This window comes from Micromonospora sp. IBHARD004, from assembly GCF_052814115.1.
Genome location: NZ_CP199934.1, coordinates 3551064 through 3570630, shown reverse-complemented (window position 1 = coordinate 3570630; position 19567 = coordinate 3551064). Strand labels below are relative to the sequence as shown.

General features: G+C 71.0%; 21 protein-coding genes and 1 pseudogene. 13 read left to right on the top strand and 9 right to left on the bottom strand.

Translation table 11 applies throughout. From position 1 onward, the window contains the following. Positions 1 to 56 precede the first annotated feature (56 nt). Both ACTWO6_RS17430 and ACTWO6_RS17425 read left to right on the top strand, forming a co-directional pair. Positions 57 to 286 (top strand): annotated as a pseudogene (locus ACTWO6_RS17430) (MFS transporter); the annotation flags it as partial. 77 nt (positions 287 to 363) lie between these two features. Then, positions 364 to 1362: an LLM class flavin-dependent oxidoreductase gene (locus ACTWO6_RS17425; RefSeq protein ID WP_446214884.1), complete on the top strand. Its 999-nt coding sequence runs from the start codon at positions 364 to 366 to the stop codon at positions 1360 to 1362. Between the two features lie 177 nt (positions 1363 to 1539). On the opposite strand, the gene ACTWO6_RS17420 is transcribed toward ACTWO6_RS17425, so the two are convergent. Further along, positions 1540 to 2607 (bottom strand): DNA glycosylase AlkZ-like family protein, encoded by a 1068-nt coding sequence (locus ACTWO6_RS17420; protein WP_446214883.1) that lies wholly within the window; start codon positions 2605 to 2607, stop codon positions 1540 to 1542. Positions 2608 to 2616: 9 nt separating this feature from the next. Next, positions 2617 to 3630: a tyrosine-type recombinase/integrase gene (locus ACTWO6_RS17415; protein WP_446214882.1), complete on the bottom strand. Its 1014-nt coding sequence runs from the start codon at positions 3628 to 3630 to the stop codon at positions 2617 to 2619. Positions 3631 to 4283: 653 nt separating this feature from the next. Between ACTWO6_RS17415 and ACTWO6_RS17410 the strand changes: the two genes are divergently transcribed. Together ACTWO6_RS17410 and ACTWO6_RS17405 are read left to right on the top strand one after the other, a co-directional pair. Further along, positions 4284 to 4658: a PadR family transcriptional regulator gene (locus ACTWO6_RS17410; protein ID WP_446214881.1), complete on the top strand. Its 375-nt coding sequence runs from the start codon at positions 4284 to 4286 to the stop codon at positions 4656 to 4658. Further along, positions 4655 to 6025, top strand: coding sequence for a permease prefix domain 1-containing protein (locus ACTWO6_RS17405; protein ID WP_446214880.1), 1371 nt, complete (start codon positions 4655 to 4657; stop codon positions 6023 to 6025). Before ACTWO6_RS17410 ends, ACTWO6_RS17405 begins: the two co-directional genes overlap by 4 nt. Positions 6026 to 6266: 241 nt before the next feature. Here the strand turns inward: ACTWO6_RS17405 and ACTWO6_RS17400 are convergent, their stop codons facing one another. Then, the gene (locus tag ACTWO6_RS17400) at positions 6267 to 6701 is read right to left on the bottom strand and encodes a nucleoside deaminase (protein ID WP_446214879.1); all 435 of its coding nucleotides are present in this window, start codon (positions 6699 to 6701) and stop codon (positions 6267 to 6269) included. Beyond that, a complete protein-coding gene (locus ACTWO6_RS17395) occupies positions 6698 to 7567 on the bottom strand; it encodes an LLM class flavin-dependent oxidoreductase (protein WP_446214878.1) in 870 nt (289 codons plus the stop codon). The genes ACTWO6_RS17400 and ACTWO6_RS17395 overlap by 4 nt, the downstream gene beginning before the upstream one ends. 92 nt (positions 7568 to 7659) lie before the next feature. Here ACTWO6_RS17395 and ACTWO6_RS17390 point away from each other — a divergent pair, with 92 nt between their 5' ends. The 5 genes from ACTWO6_RS17390 (at position 7660) to ACTWO6_RS17370 (ending at position 11654) form a co-directional block, all read left to right on the top strand. Then, positions 7660 to 8115, top strand: a complete 456-nt coding sequence (locus ACTWO6_RS17390) for an Lrp/AsnC family transcriptional regulator (protein ID WP_446214877.1) — start codon at positions 7660 to 7662, stop codon at positions 8113 to 8115. A gap of 268 nt (positions 8116 to 8383) precedes the next feature. Continuing rightward, positions 8384 to 8662 carry a hypothetical protein gene (locus ACTWO6_RS17385; protein ID WP_446214876.1) on the top strand — a complete coding sequence of 93 codons (279 nt, stop codon included), beginning with the start codon at positions 8384 to 8386 and terminating at the stop codon, positions 8660 to 8662. Between the two features lie 160 nt (positions 8663 to 8822). Next, positions 8823 to 9962 (top strand): hypothetical protein, encoded by a 1140-nt coding sequence (locus ACTWO6_RS17380; protein ID WP_446214875.1) that lies wholly within the window; start codon positions 8823 to 8825, stop codon positions 9960 to 9962. 151 nt (positions 9963 to 10113) lie between these two features. Beyond that, on the top strand, positions 10114 to 11535 hold the full coding sequence (locus tag ACTWO6_RS17375) for an OFA family MFS transporter (RefSeq protein ID WP_446214874.1): 1422 nt from the start codon (positions 10114 to 10116) through the stop codon (positions 11533 to 11535). After that, positions 11532 to 11654: an MFS transporter small subunit gene (locus tag ACTWO6_RS17370; RefSeq protein ID WP_446214873.1), complete on the top strand. Its 123-nt coding sequence runs from the start codon at positions 11532 to 11534 to the stop codon at positions 11652 to 11654. Before ACTWO6_RS17375 ends, ACTWO6_RS17370 begins: the two co-directional genes overlap by 4 nt. 60 nt (positions 11655 to 11714) lie before the next feature. On the opposite strand, the gene ACTWO6_RS17365 is transcribed toward ACTWO6_RS17370, so the two are convergent. Further along, positions 11715 to 12443: an SDR family oxidoreductase gene (locus ACTWO6_RS17365; RefSeq protein ID WP_446214872.1), complete on the bottom strand. Its 729-nt coding sequence runs from the start codon at positions 12441 to 12443 to the stop codon at positions 11715 to 11717. Between the two features lie 79 nt (positions 12444 to 12522). Here ACTWO6_RS17365 and ACTWO6_RS17360 point away from each other — a divergent pair, with 79 nt between their 5' ends. The 3 genes from ACTWO6_RS17360 to ACTWO6_RS17350 all read left to right on the top strand — a co-directional run bounded on the left by ACTWO6_RS17360 (position 12523) and on the right by ACTWO6_RS17350 (position 14609). Further along, complete coding sequence (locus ACTWO6_RS17360; RefSeq protein WP_446214871.1) at positions 12523 to 13353, top strand: patatin-like phospholipase family protein; 831 nt, start codon at positions 12523 to 12525, stop codon at positions 13351 to 13353. 43 nt (positions 13354 to 13396) lie between these two features. Further along, positions 13397 to 13855, top strand: coding sequence for a peroxiredoxin (locus ACTWO6_RS17355; protein ID WP_446214870.1), 459 nt, complete (start codon positions 13397 to 13399; stop codon positions 13853 to 13855). A gap of 67 nt (positions 13856 to 13922) precedes the next feature. Then, positions 13923 to 14609, top strand: a complete 687-nt coding sequence (locus tag ACTWO6_RS17350) for a hypothetical protein (RefSeq protein ID WP_446214869.1) — start codon at positions 13923 to 13925, stop codon at positions 14607 to 14609. Between the two features lie 214 nt (positions 14610 to 14823). Here ACTWO6_RS17350 and ACTWO6_RS17345 read toward each other — a convergent pair whose 3' ends face one another. Further along, entirely contained in the window at positions 14824 to 16005 is a 1182-nt protein-coding gene (locus ACTWO6_RS17345) for a GNAT family N-acetyltransferase (protein WP_446214868.1), read from the bottom strand. A 41-nt stretch (positions 16006 to 16046) separates the two neighbouring features. Next, positions 16047 to 16490 (bottom strand): MarR family winged helix-turn-helix transcriptional regulator, encoded by a 444-nt coding sequence (locus ACTWO6_RS17340; RefSeq protein WP_446214867.1) that lies wholly within the window; start codon positions 16488 to 16490, stop codon positions 16047 to 16049. Between the two features lie 101 nt (positions 16491 to 16591). Between ACTWO6_RS17340 and ACTWO6_RS17335 the strand changes: the two genes are divergently transcribed. After that, on the top strand, positions 16592 to 17029 hold the full coding sequence (locus ACTWO6_RS17335) for a MarR family winged helix-turn-helix transcriptional regulator (RefSeq protein ID WP_446214866.1): 438 nt from the start codon (positions 16592 to 16594) through the stop codon (positions 17027 to 17029). 63 nt (positions 17030 to 17092) lie between these two features. Here ACTWO6_RS17335 and cydB read toward each other — a convergent pair whose 3' ends face one another. Beyond that, the gene (cydB, locus tag ACTWO6_RS17330) at positions 17093 to 18091 is read right to left on the bottom strand and encodes a cytochrome d ubiquinol oxidase subunit II (protein ID WP_446214865.1); all 999 of its coding nucleotides are present in this window, start codon (positions 18089 to 18091) and stop codon (positions 17093 to 17095) included. 15 nt (positions 18092 to 18106) lie between these two features. Beyond that, positions 18107 to 19519, bottom strand: a complete 1413-nt coding sequence (locus tag ACTWO6_RS17325) for a cytochrome ubiquinol oxidase subunit I (protein ID WP_446214864.1) — start codon at positions 19517 to 19519, stop codon at positions 18107 to 18109. Between the last annotated feature and the right edge of the window lie 48 nt (positions 19520 to 19567).

Here is a 19567-nt window from a genome sequence, read left to right as displayed (position 1 = left end):
CCGTCCCCGGACCGGCACGAACCGCCGGATCCGCCGCCACTCCCGTCCGTACCCTAGTGGTCGTCGTCATCGGCTCGATCATGGCCGTGCTCGACGTGACCATCGTCAACGTCGCTCTCCATCCGCTGGCGACGGAGTTCGACGCGCCACTCGCCACCGTGCAGTGGGTCGCCACCGGCTACACGCTCGCTCTTTACGCCGTGATCCCGCTGACTGCTGGGCCATGAGCCGCTTCGGCGCCAAGCGCGCCTACCTCACCGCGTTGGCCCTGTTCACCGGCGGCTCCGCCGCTAGCCACCCGGGCCGGAGTCCGGTTTAGACCATCCCGCCACACGACAAACCCACCACCAAAGGAATGATCTTGTGATTGACGTACCTCTCTCTGTCCTCGATGTCGCTCCGGTCGACGCCACCGGATCCTCCGCCGAGGCCCTCCGGCACACCACGGCGCTCGCGGTCCGCGCCGAGGAGCTGGGTTACCGCCGGTTCTGGGTGGCCGAGCACCACAACACGCCGTGGGTCGCCAGTTCGTCCCCGGCTGTGCTGATCGCGCATTTGGCGGCGTCGACCTCGACGATCCGGGTCGGCTCGGGCGGCGTGCAGCTGCCCAACCATGCCCCGCTGGCGGTGGCCGAGCAGTTCGGCACCCTGGAGGCGCTGCACCCGGGCCGGGTCGACCTGGGCATCGGCCGGACGTCCGGCACCGACCAGGTCACCGCGCTGGCCCTGCGCCGGACGACGAAGGGCCTGTCCGCCGAGGCGTTCCCGCAGGAGTTCGACGATCTCATCGGGTACTTCACCAGGCGCGAGCCCCGGATGGGGATCACCGCGATCCCTGCGCTGGGCAACATGCCGAAGATCTGGCTGCTCGGATCGGGCGGGTTCAGCGCACAGCTGGCCGGCACGCTGGGCCTGCCGTTCAGCTTCGCGCACCACTTCAGCTCCGCCAACACGCTGCCGGCGCTGGCCCTGTACCGGCAGCACTTCCGCCCGTCGGAGTACCTCGACAAGCCGTACGCGATGGTCTCGGTCAACGCGATCTGCGCGGATACCGACGAGCGCGCGGAGTACCTGGCCGGCCCGGCCATGCTGTCCTTCCTGCGCATGCATACCGGCCAGGCGCAGCTGCTGGCCAGCCCCGAGGAAGCGGCCCGGTACCCGTACACGCCGCAGGAGCTGGAGCTGGCGCGGTCGCGGTTCGAGGGGCAGGCGCTCGGCTCCCCGGAGACCGTGGCCCGCCAGCTCGCCGAGCTGCGCGAGCGCACGGGTGCGGACGAGCTGATGCTGACCACCCAGGTCTACGACATCGAGGACCGGATCCGCTCGTTCGAGCTGATCGCCAAGCAGGCGGCCACCCCCTGACCCAACGGCCGGCCGCGGGCGAGGCCGTGGGCGTGCGCGCTCAACCCCGGCGTCCGGAGCATGGCCGACGTCGACCGGCTGCTCGCGTACGCCCACCACAGGGCGCTGCAGCGGCACCGCCGTCCCTCGACAGGCAGCACCGGCCGGACTGACCCGTGCGCCAACCGGGGACTTCTGCTAGCCGCGCACGTGCTCGACCTCCCTCAGATCCAGCCACGACGCCAACGCCTCCAGCTCGGCGCGCACCGCCTCGGCCAACTCGGCGCCGAACGGGACGTCCTCGTGCACCGCATGCACCCGCAACACCGACGCCTTCCGGTCCGCCGTCGCGTCCACCTTGCCCACCAGCGCGTGGTGGTGCAGCACCGGCAACGCGAAATACCCCCACCGCCGCTTCGCCCTCGGCACGTACATCTCCAGGCGGTACTCGAACCCGAACAGCTCCAACACCCGCGCCCGGTCGTGCACCAGCCGATCGAACGGCGACAGCAACGCCGTGCGACCGGCGAACGACCCGCCGATCGCCGCCGGGTCCACCCGCCACAACCCGGACGTGCCCTCCACCACCGCCGGCTCACCGGCCTCGCCGACCACCGACGCCCGGGCGATCCCCAGCGACCGCAGCCGCCGCTCGTCACGCCGGCGCAGCGCCTCCGCCGCCGCAACCACCGGCGTACCCGCCGGATACACCCGCTCCGCCAGATCCCACAACCGCTGCCGACCCACCCGGCCGGAGATCGCGATCTCCCCACGCGCCACCAGGAACTCCAGCATCTGCGTCACGTTGCGGTTGTTCGTCCACCCGGTCGACGGCCACGACACCTCGCTGCGATCCGGCACGTCCCGCGACAGCAACGGCCCAGCGTCCCGCAACAGATCCAGCACGTACCGGCGGAACGACTCGTTGGCCCGCAACCACTCCCGCCGCCGCTCATCCTGCGGCCACGCCACCATCTCCGCCAGGTACAACCCCAGGTCCGCCATCGGCCGCACCATCGCCCGATGCTCGAACAACGTTCGCTCCCGCTCCACCGCCCGCAGCAGATGCGCCGGCTCGTACGCCGCACCCAGCCGACTCCACGCCACCAGATCAGCGCTCGGCGCCACCGCGGCCGTCGGATCCAACTGCAGGAACGTCAACCGGTCCACCAGGGCCAGCAGCCCGGTCGGCCGAGACGCATCCAGCAACTGCGCCCGGACCGCGATCCGCCGGGCCTCGTTTCGATCAAGCCGCAGAGGAGACATCCTCCGACGCTAAACCTCCGGTCCGACAGCGCGCCCACCCACGAGACCCGCCAACGCCCGGTTCGTACGGTTCGACCGCACCGCCGCCCGCTGCTGACCCGCCGTCACCTCGATGTACGTCTGCGACGACGCCAACGACGCGTGCCCCAGCAGGCGCATGATCTCCGCCGCGCTCGCCCCGTCCTCCGCCAACCGGGTCGCGAACGTGTGCCGCAGCGCGTGCAGCCGCGCCCCACGCGGCACCCGGTCGCCGATCCCCGCCCGCCGGTAACAGGACTCCACCAGATACTGCAACCCACCCCGGCGCAGCGGCTCACCCCGCCGGTCCACCAGCAGCGCGGAATCCGGCCGCACGCTGCGCGCGCCGAAGCGGCGGGCGCGACTGTCCAGATACTCCGCCAGCACCCCGTCCAGGTCGTCCTCGATCGGCACCACCCGCGGCCGACCGCCCTTGCCGGCCACGTCGACCCGCCGTTCCCCGGGCCGGCCGGTCACCGACGCCACCCGCAGCGCCAGCAGCTCGGACAGGCGCAGCCCGGCGCACAGGGCCAACGCCAGCACGGCCACGTCCCGCTCCGGCCACGGGTCGCGCTGCCGGCCGTCCTCGCGGGCCACCGCGGCGAGCAGCTCCTCCGGGGTGTCCTCGCCCCGCAGCGGCTTGGGCTGGGGGAGCGGGGCGCGGGGCCGTCCCACCGCCGGCATCGGATTTCCCGGTACGACCCCCTCGGCGACCAGGAAGGTGAAGAAGCTGTTCCACGTCGACCAGGCCCGGTGCACCGAGGCGGCGGCGCGGGGAGCGGCGAACCGGGCGAAGGCGGCCCGCATGACCCGGGGGGAGAGGGCGCCGATCATGAGCCGGTCGAGGGGGAGGGGAGGGATGCTCTCCTCGCCCATCAGCGCGGTGACACTGTTCAGGTCGCGTCGGTACGCCGCCAGGGTGTGGGGGGAGGGCTTGCGGGTGGCCCGCGCGGTCAGGAACTCCTCGATCAGCGGTCCCACCGATTCGTCCCGTTTGTCATGCATAAGGGATATTATGCAGGATTTTCGGGTTTCCGGCCATCCCGGGAAGAGGGGACGGTGTCGACCGCGCGGCCCACGATGAGCCAGTCGGACCTGCCGAGGTTGCCATCGAGGATGCGCAGGCTACGGTCGCCAGCTCCGCGACGACCGCCTCGCGGCTCAGAGGCCACGCGCGGAAGGTCTACGGCCAGGTCTCCGCCGCCAGCCGGTAGGTGACCGGCGCCTCGAACCACTCCGGGCCGCACCCCGGACGGTGACTTCGCCGGCGCGTCGTCGGCAACCGGCCCCTGAGTTCGTCGTGGCGGAGGAGGCCCTCGAGCGGCCTACTTGACATAATGTACATTATCGAACCAGCGGAGACAGAGCGTCCATCAGGGACCGCGCGGCGCCTTGTTCGTTCTCTTTCATCCTGCTGGGTATGGCAGCCTCGTCGGCCCACCGGGGAGATTGTTGACGGAAGGCCCAGGGGCCGGCGCCGACGAAACCTAGCCTGCCGTTCCAGCGTCCCGCTGGCTGATCAACACCTTCATCATCCGCCGGATCCGCGACCTCGCCACCGTTTGCACCCATCACGCTGGGCGACGCGCGGCAATCGGATTGCGCGCTCGCTATACCTAGAACTACCATGCATTGCAGTCCTAGGGTTAGGCGGTCACATGCGTATCACCAAAGACCTCGTCGCGGCCTCGGCGACGCCGCTCGTGCTAGGGATCCTCGCCGAAGGCGAGAACTACGGCTACGCCATCCTCAAGCAGGTCAACGAACTGTCGGGCGGGCGGCTGGAGTGGACCGACGGCCTGCTCTACCCGCTGCTGCACCGCTTGGAGCGGCTTGGCCACGTCGAGTCGGCCTGGGAGACCCCGCCCGGGGGACGCCGCCGCAAGTACTACCGCATCACCGACCAGGGCCGGGCCGAGCTCGCCGAGCAGCGCCGCCAGTGGGCCGCGGTCGTCGACGCCCTGCGGGGCGTCTGGAGCACGACACAGTCCATCAAACCGATCACGGCACCGGCATGGGGGGCGGGACTATGACCGTCGACCGCGACAACGATCTGGAGGGCCAGATCGCCGAGTGGCGGGCCTACATGCACCGCCGCCGGGAGCTGCACCACACCGATGCCGAGGAGCTGGAAGACCATCTTCGCAGCCGGATCACCGAGCTGACCGAGGCGGGCCTGCGAGCCGATGAGGCGTTCCTCATCGCTGTCAAACGCATGGGCAGCCTCGATGAGCTGTCGCGGGAGTTCGCTTGCGAGCATTCCGAGCGGCTGTGGAAGCAGCTCGTGCTGCCCGGGGAGCCGGACGCGCCCGCTGCCGCCCGTTCCCGTCGCGAGCTGCCTGTCATGGTGCTCTGTGCGGCGATCGCGGCGCTCGCGATCAAGGTGCCGGGCTGGTTCGGGCTTGACATGTCAGGGGACGATGCCGGCTTCTACGCGCGAAACGTCAGCCTTTTCGCGCTGCCAGCGCTGGCCGCTTACTTCGCTTGGCAACGCCGGGTCGGTCTTCGCGTCATCGGGGTGCTCGCGTTGCTGTTCATTCTCGGCGCGGTCGCCGCGAACGCGTATCCGCTGGCCGGTGACTCGCAGACCAGTGTGCTCACGGCGATCCACCTGCCGCTCGCGCTGTGGCTGGTTGTCGGCGTCGCCTATGTGGGCGGTGACTGGCGTTCAGACCGGCGGCGGATGGACTTCATCCGGTTCACCGGGGAGTGGCTGATCTACTTCAGCCTCATTGGACTGGGTGGCGGCGTGCTCATGGCCTTCACGATGGGCACCTTCGATGCCATCGGCCTTGACGCCGAGGGATTCGTCGAATCGTGGCTGCTGCCGTGCGGTGCCATGGCCGCGGTCATCGTGTCGGCATGGCTGGTGGAGGCCAAGCAGAGCGTCATCGAGAACATGGCGCCGGTGCTGACCCGCGTCTTCACGCCGCTTTTCGCGGCCACCCTGCTGGCCTTCCTGGTCGCCATCATCTGGACCAACAACGGCATCGACGTCGAGCGCGATGCGCTCATCCTCTTCGACCTGCTGCTCGTCATCGTGCTGGGCCTGCTGTTGTATGCCATCTCCGCCCGTGAGCTCGCGGCCCGGCCCGGTCTCTTTGACCGCTTGCAGCTCGCGCTCGTCGTCAGCGCTTTGATCATCGACGTCATGGTGCTGCTGGCGATCACCGGCCGGATCACCGAGTGGGGTTTCAGCCCCAACAAGACCGCGGCACTGGGCGAGAACGTCATCCTGCTCACCAACCTGGCGTGGTCGGCATGGCTGTTCCTCGGCTTCGTGCGTGGCCGCATGCCCTTCGCCCGCCTGGAACACTGGCAGACCCGTTACATGGTCGTGTATGCCGTCTGGGCCTGGACAGTCGTCCTCGCTTTCCCGCTCGTGTTCGACTTCGCCTGAGCCGAATCCGGCCCGCTCATCCTGTCCGGTACAGGACAGGATGAGCGGGCCAGCCAGGAGCGTCCGATCAGGACGTTCCACTACCCTGCCGGGACCGTGCATCAGCCCCGCCCGGAGTGGGTCTGCCCGTTCACGGGGTTGCAGTCCGCTCAGTTCCGCTGGCTGGTCCGCCTGTTCGCCGCCGGGAGCATAGCTGGACAGCCCGGGGCGGCCGCATCCCTTGCCAGCGCGGGTCGGAGGATCAGCGGTAGTAGCCCTCGACCGGCTTGCGTGCCTCGTCGAGCAGAGCCGGACCGTCCTGGCGTACGGGCCGCGGGCCGGCGGTGGAGGTGGGCGACTTGAGGCTGTTGAGCTGTTTGGTTGCCAGCGCGAACACGACGCGGCCGAGGCCGGACCGTTCGAGCGCGCCCGTACACATTCCGCAGGGTTGGCAGCTGGTGTACATCGTGGTGGCCTCCGCCACGTCCGGGGCCAGGTTCGCGGCCGCCCACCGGGCCAGCTTCAGCTCGGGGTGCGCGGTGATGTCGTTGTCGGCGATCGAGGTGTTCTGTTCTTCGGCGATCACCTTGCCGTCCGGGTCCACCAGCAGTGATCCGAACGGCGGGTTGCCCGCCTCCCGTGCCGCGCCGGCCAGCTCGATGGCCCTGCGGAGATGACGTTCGTCGTCGAGGTTCACGCTTGCTCCGTCCATGTGTGGTGTTCGCGCGGGTCCCAGCAGGCAGCTACGGTCGCGAGCGCCTGCCACGCGGTCTGCGGCCGGCAGGTTTCGCGTGGGTCTCCGTGGAACGGGTCGAGCACGACCGTGTCCGAGCCGAGGAGACGCAGCTGTTCGAGGTCGTCGACGATCTGCTCGATGGTGCCCTCGCCGGCGAGCCGTCCGGCGCCGGTGACCGGCGCCGTGGTCAGTCGCAGCGCGATGCGGGGAGCCAGGGTGGGAGCAGGTCTTTGCTGCTCGTCCGCTACGGCCTTCATCCGATCCAGCGCCTCGCGCAACCAGGGGAGGGTGAACCGCAGCGGATGCCAGGCGGCGCCGAGGCGTACGGCTCGGCGCAGGCCGGCGTCGCTGTTGCCGCCGATCCAGATCGGTATCTGCCCGCTGCGGTAGTCGTTGTCGTTCCCCCAGGCCTCGCGTACCGCCGAGAGGTGATCGTCGGTCAGCCTTCCGCGGCGCTGAAACGGAATTCCGAGCGCTTCGAACTCCTGCCTGGCCCAGCCGACGCCGACGCCGAGGACCAGCCGGCCGCCACTGAGCTGCTGAAGGTTGGCGGCCATGCGTGCGGTGAGCAGTGGGTGTCGGTACGGCGCGATGAGCACGGTGGTGCCCAGCCGGACCCGGTCGGTGAGGCCGGCCAGCCAGGCGAGGGTGGTGAAGGGTTCGTAGAACGGCGCCGGGTACTGCTCGGCCACGTCGGCTGTCACGGCGATGTGGTCGGACACCATCAGCAGGTCGAAACCCAGGCCCTCCACGGTCTGCGCCCAGCGGCGCAGCACCTCGGGGCCGGTGCCGGGCCCGAAGTTGGGGACGTTCACGCCGATCTTCACCGGTCCAGGCTATCCGTCCGCCCAACGTGATAGAAGAGAGTCCTGCCGGCGAGGTGTCGCTTCGACCGTGGATCTGCCGGTAGTTTGCACGGATGACCGAGAGTCTCGACGCGACCGACTGGGCGATCCTGAGCGAACTCCAACGAGACGGCCGCGTCCCGCTCACCGAGTTGGGACGACGGGTGAACTTGAGCGCCTCCGCGACGACCGAGCGGGTCAAGCGGTTGGAGGCGACGGGCGTCATCGCCGGTTATCGCGCCGATGTCGACCTGGTGAAGGTCGGTTACCCGGTCCTCGCCGTCGTGCGCCTGAAATACCCCGGCAGCCGGCACCAGCCACTGCACCGGCTGCTTGGGGAGCGCTTCGAGATCCTGGAGTGCCTGCGCACCACCGGCGAGGACTGCTACTCGCTCAAGTTGGCGGCCACCTCGATGGCCCACCTGGAACAGCTCATCAACGAACTGGCCCAGTTCGGCAGTACCACCACCAACATCGTCTACAGCCAGACGTTGCCCTACCGTGGTCCGCGGGGCCCGCAGCCCACGTGATCCTGACCGGCTCGGGGCGTACCGGCGCTGCAACATCTGACAGAACGACGAGACCTTCGGCTGCCCGGAGTCGCAGCGACGGACTTGTGCTGGCTGCGCAGAGGTAAGCCACGTGTCAGGCCGGCGGAAGTGGTGGCCATCGGTGGTGGCGGGGCTGGAAGGCCGGTTGCAAGGGTCCGCACAGCGGGTTTGTGGTGTGCCCACGCGCCGCTACGTTGACCCCGTCGGCGTCCGCCGGGACAGCGGTACCGACTGACGGGAGTTGGGCATGATCGCCAGAGTCGCGGTGTGGGAGCCCATGCCGACGGACGACCGGGACTGGCTTGTCGACGCGATGGCAGACGTTCCCGGCGTACACGCGGTCTACCACCTTCTCGACCCCGAGACCGGCAACGGGCTGTCCGTCGCCGTCTTCGAGGACGAGGCAGCCGCAGAGCATGCCGGCGCAGCGATCCGGCATCGTGCTGAGGAAGTCGGCTGGCACGACGGGCAGCGTCCGGCCCGCGTCTCGGAGACCTTCTACCAGGTGCTCCGGGGTCGCCCCTAGACCCCGAATCGCCCTGATGTAGTCACTCTGGGTCCCGCCGTGGTCCGCCTGGAGATGGCTGCTCCCCCGGTCATGATCCACGGTCGGCCGGGCCGTCGCCGTTGCGCTGCGTCCACTGTGGTGGGCATCATCGATCTACCTGCGTCAGTGGGGAGGACGCGTGGGCAAACGGATCGCGGGGGTTCTCCGTCGGCGCCTGCGGTGGCGCGCCCGTCGAGCGGCCGGTTTCCTCGGCCTGCTGTCGTTGTCGGCGGCGCTGTTGGCCTGGGGTCGGACGGTCACCGGCTACAACCAGGAGCTGCTGCTCAACATCGGTGCGAGCATCGTCATCGTGGCGTTCTCGTACGCGATCGTGGATCCGCTGTTCGAGGAGTTGCGCCGGTCGCGGGTGGAGGAGCATCCGCACTTCGACGACGAGGAGTTCAGCGCGCACGTGGCGGCCGCCTCCTCGATGGTCTCGATCATGGATACCGGAAGTCACCTGCTGGAGCGCTCCGGGCGGGACCGGTTCCTGCGCGCCCTGCGGACGGCGCTGGGCAACGGGGTGCTGGTGCGGGTGCTGCTGCTGGATCCGGATTCGGCGGCGGCGTCGCAGCGGGCGGAGGAGATCCGGCCGGTGAACGTGCGCGAGGTGATCGTGGACAATCTGCGCCGGCTCAACGAGTTCGCCGAGTCGCTGGACGCCGAGATGCGGGCCCGTTTTCAGGTGCGGATCTACGACGCCTCGCCGACGGCGCACATGTTCCGGTGGGACGACAAGGCGCTGATCTCGTTCTTCCCGATCGGGGTGCGGGCGTCGGCGGCGCCGCATCTGGAGGTGTTCATGGGCAGCCCGTTGGGCGAGTTCGTGGAGAGCCGCTTCGATGAGTTGTGGCGGCATCCGAGCACCCGGCGGTTGGCGGAGTACGTCTGCCTGCCGATGGCGTTGCGGTACGACGACGTGGTGCTGCGGTCGTGCGAGGTGCACTTCGTGACGCTGGTCGACGGGTGGTGCATCGACGGTTCGCCGATCGTGGACCAGTTGACCGATCACGGGACGGGGCCGCTGGAGGTGGAGTTGTCGCGGCCGTTGGCGGTGGACGGCTGGGCGGGTACGCGGTTCCGGTTGGCGCGGGTGGACGGGGACGCGCAGCGGGCGCGGGTGTTCGCGTTGTTCGACGCGAAGTACGGGCCGCGTCGGCTGGCGGGTCCGGGGCGGGCGCGGTTGGCGTTGCGGCTGATCCCGTGGCGGGAGGCCGACGGCGGCGGGTCGGCGCTGGCGGGTTCGGGTGAGGTGGGGCCGAGCGCTTCCGTGGCGTGACGGCGGCGAGCCGTGGGGTGAGTCGGGGCGCCGTGCGGGTGACCGCTCGGCTCAGGGGTTCGACCGTCGGGCGCGTGGTGGGTTTCGGCGCAGCGTGCGGTGGGGGCATGAAGTAGGAAGGTTTCTTGCCATCTTCCGGAGAGGAAGCAGCATGCTTTCCGCACTCGATCGTCGGCACTCCGTCGCGCCGCCCGGGTACAGCCGCTGGCTGATTCCGCCGGCGGCGTTGGCGATCCATCTCTGCATCGGGCAGGTCTATGCGACCAGCGTGTACAAGAACTCCCTGATCGCGCACTTCGACGCGAGTCAGACGGCGATCGGGGTGATCTTCAGCATCGCGATCGTGATGCTGGGGTTGTCGGCCGCGGTGGCGGGCACGTGGGTGGAGGCGAACGGGCCGCGTAAGGCGATGTTCGTCTCGGCGTGCTTCTGGGCGGCCGGGTTCCTGGTCGGCGCGTTGGGCATCGCGACGAAGCAGTTGTGGCTGCTGTACCTGGGGTACGGGCTGCTCGGCGGCATCGGTCTGGGGATCGGGTACATCTCCCCCGTCTCGACGTTGATCAAGTGGTTCCCGGACCGGCCGGGGCTGGCGACCGGTCTGGCGATCATGGGCTTCGGGGGTGGGGCGATGGTGGCCTCTCCCCTGTCTCGTCAGCTGCTGTCGTTCTACGACCCGGGGTACGACCCGGCGAACGCCGGTTCGACGGCGTCGGGCGGCGCGCTGGTGTGGTTGTTCGTGACGTTGGGCGTCGGCTACTTCCTGATCATGATGTTCGGGGTGTTCAACGTGCGGGTGCCGGCGGCGGACTGGCGGCCGGCGGGTTTCGATCCGGCGCGGGTGGCGGCGAAGCCGCTGGTGACCACGGCGAACGTGTCGGCGGCGAACGCGGTGAAGACTCGGTCGTTCTGGCTGCTGTGGGTGGTGCTGTTCTGCAACGTGACCGCGGGCATCGGGATCCTGGAGCAGGCGAGCCCGATGATCCAGGACTTCTTCCGGGACACCGGGACGTCAGCGGTGTCGGTGGCGGCGGCGGGTGGCTTCGTGGGGTTGCTGTCGCTGTTCAACATGGCGGGCCGGTTCGCGTGGTCGTCGACGTCGGACCTGATCGGGCGTAAGCCGATCTACATGGTGTACCTGGGTGTGGGCATGGTGCTGTACACGCTGCTGGCCCTGTTCGGGCAGACGGCGACGGCGTTGTTCGTGCTGTTGGCGTGCGTGATCCTGTCGTTCTACGGGGGCGGGTTCGCGACGGTGCCGGCGTACCTGCGGGATCTGTTCGGCACGTTCGAGGTGGGCGCGATCCACGGGCGGCTGTTGACGGCGTGGTCGGCGGCGGGGATCGCCGGGCCGCTGATCGTCAACGGGTTCCTCGACGCCGAGGGCAAGCCGGGGACGTTGACGGCGACGGCGTACCGGCCGGCGTTGTTCACGATGGTCGGGTTGCTGGCGGTGGGCTTCATCGCCAACCTGTTGATCCGGCCGGTGCCGGAGCGGTTCCACGAGCCGGCGTCGGATCGGGACGCGGATGAGGGTGCGGAGACGGTGGCGGCGGAGAGGAGCGGCACGCGATGAACGAGGTCGGTCACGGGCAGCGCGCCCGGTTGTGGATCTCCTGGTTGGTGGTGTCGGCGCTGCTGGGTTACGGGGTGGCGCAGACGGTGATCACGGCGGCGAAGCTGTTCACGAGCTGACGCGGCGCCGATGAGGACGGCCCGGGGGTACGCTCCCCCGGGCCGTCCGCCGTGCCGGGACTACAGGCCGCCGGCGACGCGGAGCACGGCGCCGGTGGTGTAGGAGGCGTCGGGGCCGAGGAGCCAGGTGATGGCGGCGGCGACCTCGTCGGGTTCGCCTGCGCGGCCCAGCGGGATGCGGCCGGCGGCGCTGTCGGGCCGGTCGGGTACGCCGGAGAGGGCGTGGATGTCGGTGCGGATGATGCCGGGTGCGACGGCGTTGACGCGGATGCCGTGCGGGGCGAGCTCCTTGGCCAGGCCGAGGGTGAGGGTGTCGGTGGCGGCCTTGACGGCGGCGTAGTGGATGTATTCGCCGGGGCTGCCGAGGGTGGCGGCGGCGGACGAGACGTTGACGATGGCGCCGCCGTGGGTCATCCGGCGGGCGGCCTGTTGGGCGCAGAGGACGTACCCGATGAGGTTGACGTCGACGACCTGGCGCAGGTCGTCGGTGCGCAGCTCGGTGAAGGGGCCGATCGGGCTGGTGATGCCGGCGTTGTTGACCAGGCCCGTGACGGGTCCGAGGTCGGCGGCGGCGTCGAAGAGGCGCTGGACCTGGTCGGGGTCGGTGGTGTCGGCGGGGACGGCGAGGCCGCGGCGGCCGATGGCCTGGATGTCGTCGAGGACGGCTTTCGCGGCGGTGTGGTCGCGGCGGTAGCCGATGGCGATGTCGTGGCCGGCCGCGGCGAGGCGGCGGGCGGTGGCGGCGCCGATGCCGCGGCTGCCGCCGGTGACGATGGTGACGGAGGTCAATGCCCACTCCCCTGCCCTGTTGGTGTGGGTGAGGTTACCGTGACCGGCACGGTGCGGTGGTGGAGAGGACGATCACACGATGACGCGGGCGTTGGTGCTGGGTGGTGGCGGGGTGACCGGGGTGGCCTGGGAGTTGGGGCTGCTGGCCGGGTTGGCGGAGCGGGGGGTGGAGCTGGCCGGGGCGGACCTGGTGGTGGGCACGTCGGCCGGGTCGGTGGTGGGGGCGCAGCTGTGTTCCGGGGTGCCGGTGGAGGAGTTGTACGCGGCGCAGCTGCGTCCGGCCACGGGTGAGGTGGCGGCCCGGTTCGGGATGGGCGCGGTGGCGCGGCTGTTGTGGGCGGGTGGGCGTACCCGGGATGAGCTGCGGTCGCGGGCGCGGATCGGGGCGATGGCGGTGGCGGCGCGGACGCCGTCGGAGGCGTCGCGGCGGGCGGTGATCGAGGGGCGGTTGCCGGCGCGGGAGTGGCCGGCGCGGCGGCTGCTGGTGACGGCGGTGGACGCGGGCTCGGGTGAGTTCGTGGTGTTCGACGCGGCCAGTGGGGTGTCGTTGGTGGACGCGGTGGGGGCCAGTTGCGCGGTGCCCGGGGTGTGGCCGCCGGTGACGATCGGGGATCGCCGGTACGTCGACGGTGGGATGCGCTCGGCGGTGAACGCGGATCTGGCGGCGGGCGCGGAGGCGGTGGTGGTGCTGGCGCCGGTGTCGTCGGCGTTCGGGCCGATGCCGCGGCTGTCGGCGCAGGTGGCGGCGTTGCGCCGGTCCGCGCGGGTGGCGGTGGTGGCGCCGGACGCGGCGGCCCGGCGGGCGATCGGGCGCAACGTGCTGGATCCGGCGCGGCGGGCGGGTGCGGCGCGGGCGGGTCGGGCGCAGGCGGCGGCGGTGGTCGACGAGGTGGCGGCGGTGTGGTGGTGATCGCCTAGGCTCCGCTCGTCGGGACGATCAGCGGAGGTGCGCGGTGGGTGTGGGTGTCGGGGATCTGGTGGACGACTTTGCGCTGCCGGACGAGACGGGGACGGTTCGGCGGCTGTCGGAGTTGGTGGCGGCGGGGCCGGTGGTGTTGTTCTTCTACCCGGCGGCGATGACGCGGGGGTGCACGGCGGAGAGCTGCCACTTCCGGGATCTGGCGGCGGAGTTCGCGGCGGTGGGCGCCCAGCGGGTGGGGATCAGCCGGGATGCGGTGGAGAAGCAGGCGGAGTTCTCCCGCCGGCACGGGTTCGACTATCCGCTGCTGTCGGATGTCGACGGCGCGGTGGCGGACGCCTTCGGGGTGCGGCGGCGGCTGCCGTTGGGGGCGTTGAGCACGCGGCGGATGACGTTCGTGATCGGTCAGGACCGGCGGGTGCTGGCGGTGGTGCACAGCGAGTTGAGCATGAACGAGCACGCGGACGCGGCGTTGCGGGCGCTGGGGGCCTGATCTTCGTGGTGTCGCAGCCGGCTGATATCAAGGCTGCAATCAAACATGTGTACGGAAGAGGGCTGTGATGGCGGGCCAGGGTTTGTCCACTGATGAGGTGCAAGGCATCCGGGAGGCGTTGGCCGCGGGCCGGAAGCCGAAGGTGGTGTTCACGACGGCGGCGGGTCAGGTGGCGGGTCAGCTCGGCCAGGTGGTGGAGCTGACTGATCCGGCGGCGTCGGACGAGTTCGTGGTGGTGCGGTTCGGCCGGGACGAGTTGCCCTTCTCCCCCGCCGACGTGGCGGTCGCGCCGCGGGGAGCGGGGCGCAAGGCGCCGGCGGAGCCGAAGCCGGAGGTCGAGGAGCCGGCCGCGCCGGCGGAGCCGGAGTTCGTGTTGGACACGCCGCGGGTGCCGGCGCCGCGTCGGGAGGAGCCGAAGGTGGAGCAGCAGGTGGAGGCGAAGGCGCCGGCGCGTCGGCCGGTGAAGGCGGCGAAGCCGAAGGGCCCGGCGGGGCTGACGGTGACGTTGGCGTACGCCGAGGGTGAGTGGACGGTGGCGGCGCAGCAGGGCGCGAAGGCCCTCGCGAAGCCGTACGTGGTGAAGCCGGCGGAGGCGCTGCGGATGGTGGCGCTCGTGGACGTGCCGGGGGTGCAGGAGGCGGTGGAGCAGATCCTCACCGCGGAGCGGGCGGAGGCGGAGCAGCAGGCGGAGAAGCTGCGCGCCGAGCTGGCGGAGATCGAGGCGCGGCTGGCGGAGCTGCGCGACGCCCGCTGACGGGGGCCCGGTGCGGCGGCCCGTCGGGGCCGCCGCACCGGGCCGCCGGTGGGTCAGCCGTCGGTGCTGTCGCGGCGGCGGCCACGGTCCTGGTGCCGGGAGCAGGGGCTGACCGGGCGTTGTCCGAGGCGGGTGACGAGCTGACCTGGTGCGGGCACGAGGTGGCGGGGCATCCCGCCGAGGATCCGCTCTTTCACCGGGCCCGCTGCGCGGCTCAGAAGTAGTCGTGCAGGTGGGCTGCTCCCCCGGCGGCGAGCAGGTTCAGCGGGCGGGGGTCCGCGCCGACGGCGAGGTGGAGCAGGCCCGCCTCGGCGACGGCCGGGGCGTCGGTGGCGCCGCAGTAGAGCAGGGCGAAGCCGCGGACGGTCAGCCGCAGGTCGGCGTCGGTGGCGACCCGGGTGAGCCGGGCGTCGCCGTCGGCGACCTCGAGGCGCCAGGTGCCGGTGTTCCAGTCGGCGAGGTCGTCGTCGAGGGTGAACTCGACGCTGCCGCGCAGGTGCGCGGGCCAGCCGCGGTCGGCGACGGCGCGGGCCACGTCGACGGGGCGGTGCATCCACAGGTCCCGTTCGTGTTCCCGGGCGGCCTCCAGCGGCAGGTGGGCGCCGACGGCGTCGCCGGGCAGCGGGCAGATCCGCAGGGTGGGGGTGACGCTCTGCCAGCTGGCGAGCGTGCCGATCAGCGCGCGGGCGGCGTCGCCGGTGCTGGCGGCGATGTCTTCGATGGTGAGGACGGCGTCGTGGCCGTAGCCTCGGCCGCGGTTCCAGCCGGCGTAGCCGACCAGGTCGCCGTCGTGTTCGACGAGGGTGAGGCCGTCGAACGGCAGGTTGCCGGCGGGTGGGGTGAACAGCTCGCCGTGACGGGTGAGCAGGCCGCGGCGGTGGCGGGCCACCCGCTCGTAGAGGGCGGTCACGGCGGGCAGGTCGGCGGCCTGGCCGGCGCGCAGCGTCAGGTGTGGTGCGGGCCGGTGCCGGGGCAGCGCCGCGGTGGGCAGGGTGACCGTGCGCAGGGCGCCGGCGACGTCCCAGCCGCAGGCCCGGTAGGGGGCGGTGATGGTGGGGAACAGGGCGCTGACCGCGGCGCCGCGGTCGTGGGCGCCGCGGAGCAGCCGGCCGAGCAGGGCGCGGGCGACGCCCCGGCTGCGCGCCTCCGGGGCGACGGCGACGCCGCCGACGTCGGCGGCGCTCAGCGTCCTGCCGTCCCACCACTGTTCGTGGTGCAGGTCGACGGCCTTGCCGACGAGTCGGCCGGCGTCGTCGAAGGCGCCGTAGCGGGTCAGGCCGGGCACGGGTGCGGTGGCGTGCGGCGGCGGCTGCGGGTCGGAGCCGAAGGCGAGCCGGCCGAGCTGCCAGGCGTCGGTCAGGTCGTCGGGGGTGAGTTCGCGGACGGTGACGGGCACCGGCCCACCCTAGCGGCGTAGATCTTGGCGGTGGACGGGATTTACCGGCCGGCGTGGTGGTCGAGCAGGGTGGTGAGCAGCCGGGTGAGCTGGTCGCGTTCCGGGCCGGACAGGGGGGCGAGCAGGGTGTCCTGGACCCGGTCGAGGGTCTCCCCCATCCGGCGCAGCTCGCGGCGGCCGGCGTCGGTGAGGGTGATCACGTTGCGGCGCCGGTCGGCCGGGTCGGGTGCGCGGACCACGAGGTTCTTCGCGGCGAGTTCGTTGAGCACGGCGACGACGTCGCTGCGGTCGATGCCGCAGCGCCGGCCCAGGTCGGCCTGGCTGGCCGGGCCGTGCTCCTCCAGCGCGGCGAGCAGCCGGTAGTGGTAGCCGCGCGCGTCGAGCGCGCCGAGGCCGTCGGCGACGAGGTGGGCGGCGTGCGCGGCGGTCTGGGTGAGCAGCCAGCTCGGCGTGGCCCGCAGCCGGGCCGGGGTGCCGGGTTCCATGACGGCCACCCTACCAGTGAACGTTGGCAGCACCCACGATCTCTGATACGTTGGCGAAGCCAACGTTGGCGAAGCCAACGTGTTGATGGAAGGAGCGTCGCATGTTGACCACCCTCACCGGCCAGGTCATCGGCCAGGCCCACCACGCCACCCGGGCGGTCCTCGAACGCGAGCTGGCCGGCATCGGGATCACCTTCCCCCAGTCCGTCGCGCTCAACGCCGTCGCCGCCGAGGGCGGGGTCGTCGAGCGCACCGCGCTCGTCGGGCGGATGACCGGCGGCCTGAAGGTCGACGAGTCGGCGGTGCGCACCACGCTCGCCGAGCTGACCGACGCCGGGCTGCTCCGGACGCTGCCCGCCGGAGGCTCCGGTCTCGCGCTCACCGACGCCGGTCGGGCGCGGCAGCGGCAGGTCGCCGACGCGGTCGCCGGCATCGTCGCCCGGCTGTACGCGGACATCCCCGCCGCCGAACTGGAGGTCGCCGGCCGCGTCCTCACCCTGCTCAAGCAGCGGGCCGACGCCGAGCTGGCGATGGCCTGAGACGCCCCGCGGGGCCGGTGCGACCCCCTCGCACCGGCCCCGCGTCCCGCGCCCGCAGGCCCATCACTGTTGCGGAATGTGCACTACCCCGATCCGCTTGCGGAACACCCAGTACGTCCAGCCCTGGTAGGCCAGCACGATCGGGGTGAACACCACCGCCACCCAGGTCATGATCTTCAGGGTGTAGGGGGTGGAGGAGGCGTTCGTCGCGGTGAGCGTCCCGGCGGCGTCCAGGGTCGACGGCAGCACGTTCGGGAACAGCGCCGCGAACAGGGTCGCCACGGCCAGGGCGATCGCCACGGCGGTGCCGGTGAACGCCCAGCCCTCCCGGCGTACCCGGGCGGCGGCCAGACCACCGACCAGGGCGAGGGCCGCGCCGACGGCGAGCACGACGGCGGCGGCGCTGGAGCGGATGGTCAGGGTCCAGGTCAGGAAGGCCACCGCGACCACGGCGGCGCCGACGCCGAGCTTCACGGCCAGGGCGCCGGCCCGCTCGCGGATCTCCCCGGTGGTCTTCAGCGCGATGAACACCGCGCCGTGGGTGAGGAAGAGCGCGAGGGTGGTCAGGCCGCCGAGCAGGGCGTACGGGTTGAGCAGGTCGAACATGCCGCCGACATACTCGTGGTCGGCGTCCAGCGGCACGCCGCGCAGGATGTTGGCGAACGCGACGCCCCACAGGATCGCCGGCAGCAGCGAGCCGAAGAAGATCGCCTGGTCCCAGCGGCGCTTCCAGGACGCCTCCGGGCGCTTGTGCCGGTACTCGAAGGCGACGCCCCGGGCGATCAGCGCGAGCAGGATCAGCAGCAGCGGCAGGTAGAAGCCGGAGAAGAGGCTGGCGTACCACTCGGGGAAGGCGGCGAACATGGCGCCGCCGGCGGTGATCAGCCAGACCTCGTTGCCGTCCCAGACCGGGCCGATGGTGTTGATCAGGACGCGGCGTTCCCGGTCGTCTCGGCCCAGCACGGGCAGCAGCATGCCGACGCCGAAGTCGAAGCCTTCGAGGATGAAGTAGCCGGTGAAGAGCACGGCGACGAGGAGAAACCAGACGGTCGTCAGTTCCACGATGGGCTCCGGGGATCAGTAGGCGAACGCCAGCGGGCGCTCGGCGTCGTCGGTGTCGTCGTCAACGGGCGCCGGGGTGAGGTCGGGTACGCCGGCCTTGGCGTAGCGGACCAGCAGCTTGAACTCGACCACGGCGAGGGCGGCGTAGATCAGCGTGAAGGCGGTGAACGAGGTGAGCACCTCGGTCAGCGAGACGCTGCGGGACACGCCGTTGCGGGTGAGCATCTCGCCGAAGACGATCCACGGCTGGCGGCCCATCTCGGTGAAGATCCAGCCGAAGGAGTTGGCCAGCAGCGGCAGCACGGGCATCACCAGGCCGGCGCGCAGCAGCCATCTGCTGGTGGGGGTGCGGCCCTTGCGCTGGCTCCAGAGCACCAGCAGGGCGATCGCCGCGGCCGCCATCCCGAAGGCGATCATGAAGCGGAAGCTCCAGTAGGTGACCGGGATGATCGGGGTGTAGCTGCCGGCGCCGTACTGGCTGGCGTACTGGGCCTGCAGGTCGTTGATGCCCTGCACCGTGCCGTTGGGGTCGCCGGTGCCGAGGAACGACAGCAGGTATGGGATCTTGATGGCGAAGACCTCGCGGCTGCCGTCGAGGCTGCCGACGGTGAGCACGGAGAACGAGGCCGGGCTCTCGGTGGTGTAGAGGCCCTCGGCGGCGGCCATCTTCATCGGCTGCACATCGGTCATGATCTTGCCCTGGATGTCGCCGGTGAACAGCACCAGCGCCGAGGAGACCAGCACCACCCAGGAGCCGAACTTGGTGGCGAACCGGTAGGCGGCGGTGTCGGCGCTGTCCCGGTTGCGGATGACGTGCCAGAGGCCGACGGTGACGATCAGCGACCCGGCGACCAGGAACGCCCCGGACAGGGTGTGCGGGAAGGTGATCAGGGCGACCTTGTTGGTGAGCACGGCGACGAAGTCGGTCAGCTCGGCCCGGCCGGTGGTCGGGTTGACCCGGTAGCCGACCGGGTTCTGCATGAACGAGTTCGCGGCGAGGATGAAGTACGCGCTGAGGTTGGTGCCGATCGCGGCGGCCCAGATGGTGGCCAGGTGCGCCCGCTTGGGCAGCCGGTCCCAGCCGAAGATCCACAGGCCGATGAAGGTGGACTCCAGGAAGAACGCGACCAGGGCCTCGATGGCGAGAGGGGCGCCGAAGATGTCGCCGACGAAGCGCGAGTAGTCGCTCCAGTTCATGCCGAACTGGAACTCCTGCACGATGCCGGTGACCACGCCCATCGCGAAGTTGATCAGGAAGAGCTTGCCGTAGAACTTGGTGAGCTTCAGGTACCGCTCGTTGCCGGTGCGGTGCCACAGGGTCTGCAGGATGGCCACCAGGATGGACAGCCCGATGGTCAACGGCACGAAGAGAAAGTGGTAGACGGTGGTGACACCGAACTGCCAGCGGGCGACGTCCAACGCGTCCACCTGAAACCCCCAGCTGTCATACTACGAGACGTAGTAAATACTACTGCT

What these genes read in the sequence shown, in the direction of transcription:
- ACTWO6_RS17410 (WP_446214881.1), top strand. Translation starts at nt 4,284, where the DNA reads ATGCGTATCACCAAAGACCTCGTCGCGGCCTCGGCGACGCCGCTCGTG.
- ACTWO6_RS17360 (WP_446214871.1), top strand. Translation starts at nt 12,523, where the DNA reads ATGACGCGGGCGTTGGTGCTGGGTGGTGGCGGGGTGACCGGGGTGGCC.
- ACTWO6_RS17390 (WP_446214877.1), top strand. Translation starts at nt 7,660, where the DNA reads ATGACCGAGAGTCTCGACGCGACCGACTGGGCGATCCTGAGCGAACTC.
- ACTWO6_RS17415 (WP_446214882.1), bottom strand. Translation starts at nt 3,630, where the DNA reads ATGCATGACAAACGGGACGAATCGGTGGGACCGCTGATCGAGGAGTTC.
- ACTWO6_RS17405 (WP_446214880.1), top strand. Translation starts at nt 4,655, where the DNA reads ATGACCGTCGACCGCGACAACGATCTGGAGGGCCAGATCGCCGAGTGG.
- ACTWO6_RS17335 (WP_446214866.1), top strand. Translation starts at nt 16,592, where the DNA reads ATGTTGACCACCCTCACCGGCCAGGTCATCGGCCAGGCCCACCACGCC.
- ACTWO6_RS17370 (WP_446214873.1), top strand. Translation starts at nt 11,532, where the DNA reads ATGAACGAGGTCGGTCACGGGCAGCGCGCCCGGTTGTGGATCTCCTGG.
- ACTWO6_RS17375 (WP_446214874.1), top strand. Translation starts at nt 10,114, where the DNA reads ATGCTTTCCGCACTCGATCGTCGGCACTCCGTCGCGCCGCCCGGGTAC.
- ACTWO6_RS17420 (WP_446214883.1), bottom strand. Translation starts at nt 2,607, where the DNA reads ATGTCTCCTCTGCGGCTTGATCGAAACGAGGCCCGGCGGATCGCGGTC.
- ACTWO6_RS17350 (WP_446214869.1), top strand. Translation starts at nt 13,923, where the DNA reads ATGGCGGGCCAGGGTTTGTCCACTGATGAGGTGCAAGGCATCCGGGAG.
- ACTWO6_RS17385 (WP_446214876.1), top strand. Translation starts at nt 8,384, where the DNA reads ATGATCGCCAGAGTCGCGGTGTGGGAGCCCATGCCGACGGACGACCGG.
- ACTWO6_RS17340 (WP_446214867.1), bottom strand. Translation starts at nt 16,490, where the DNA reads ATGGAACCCGGCACCCCGGCCCGGCTGCGGGCCACGCCGAGCTGGCTG.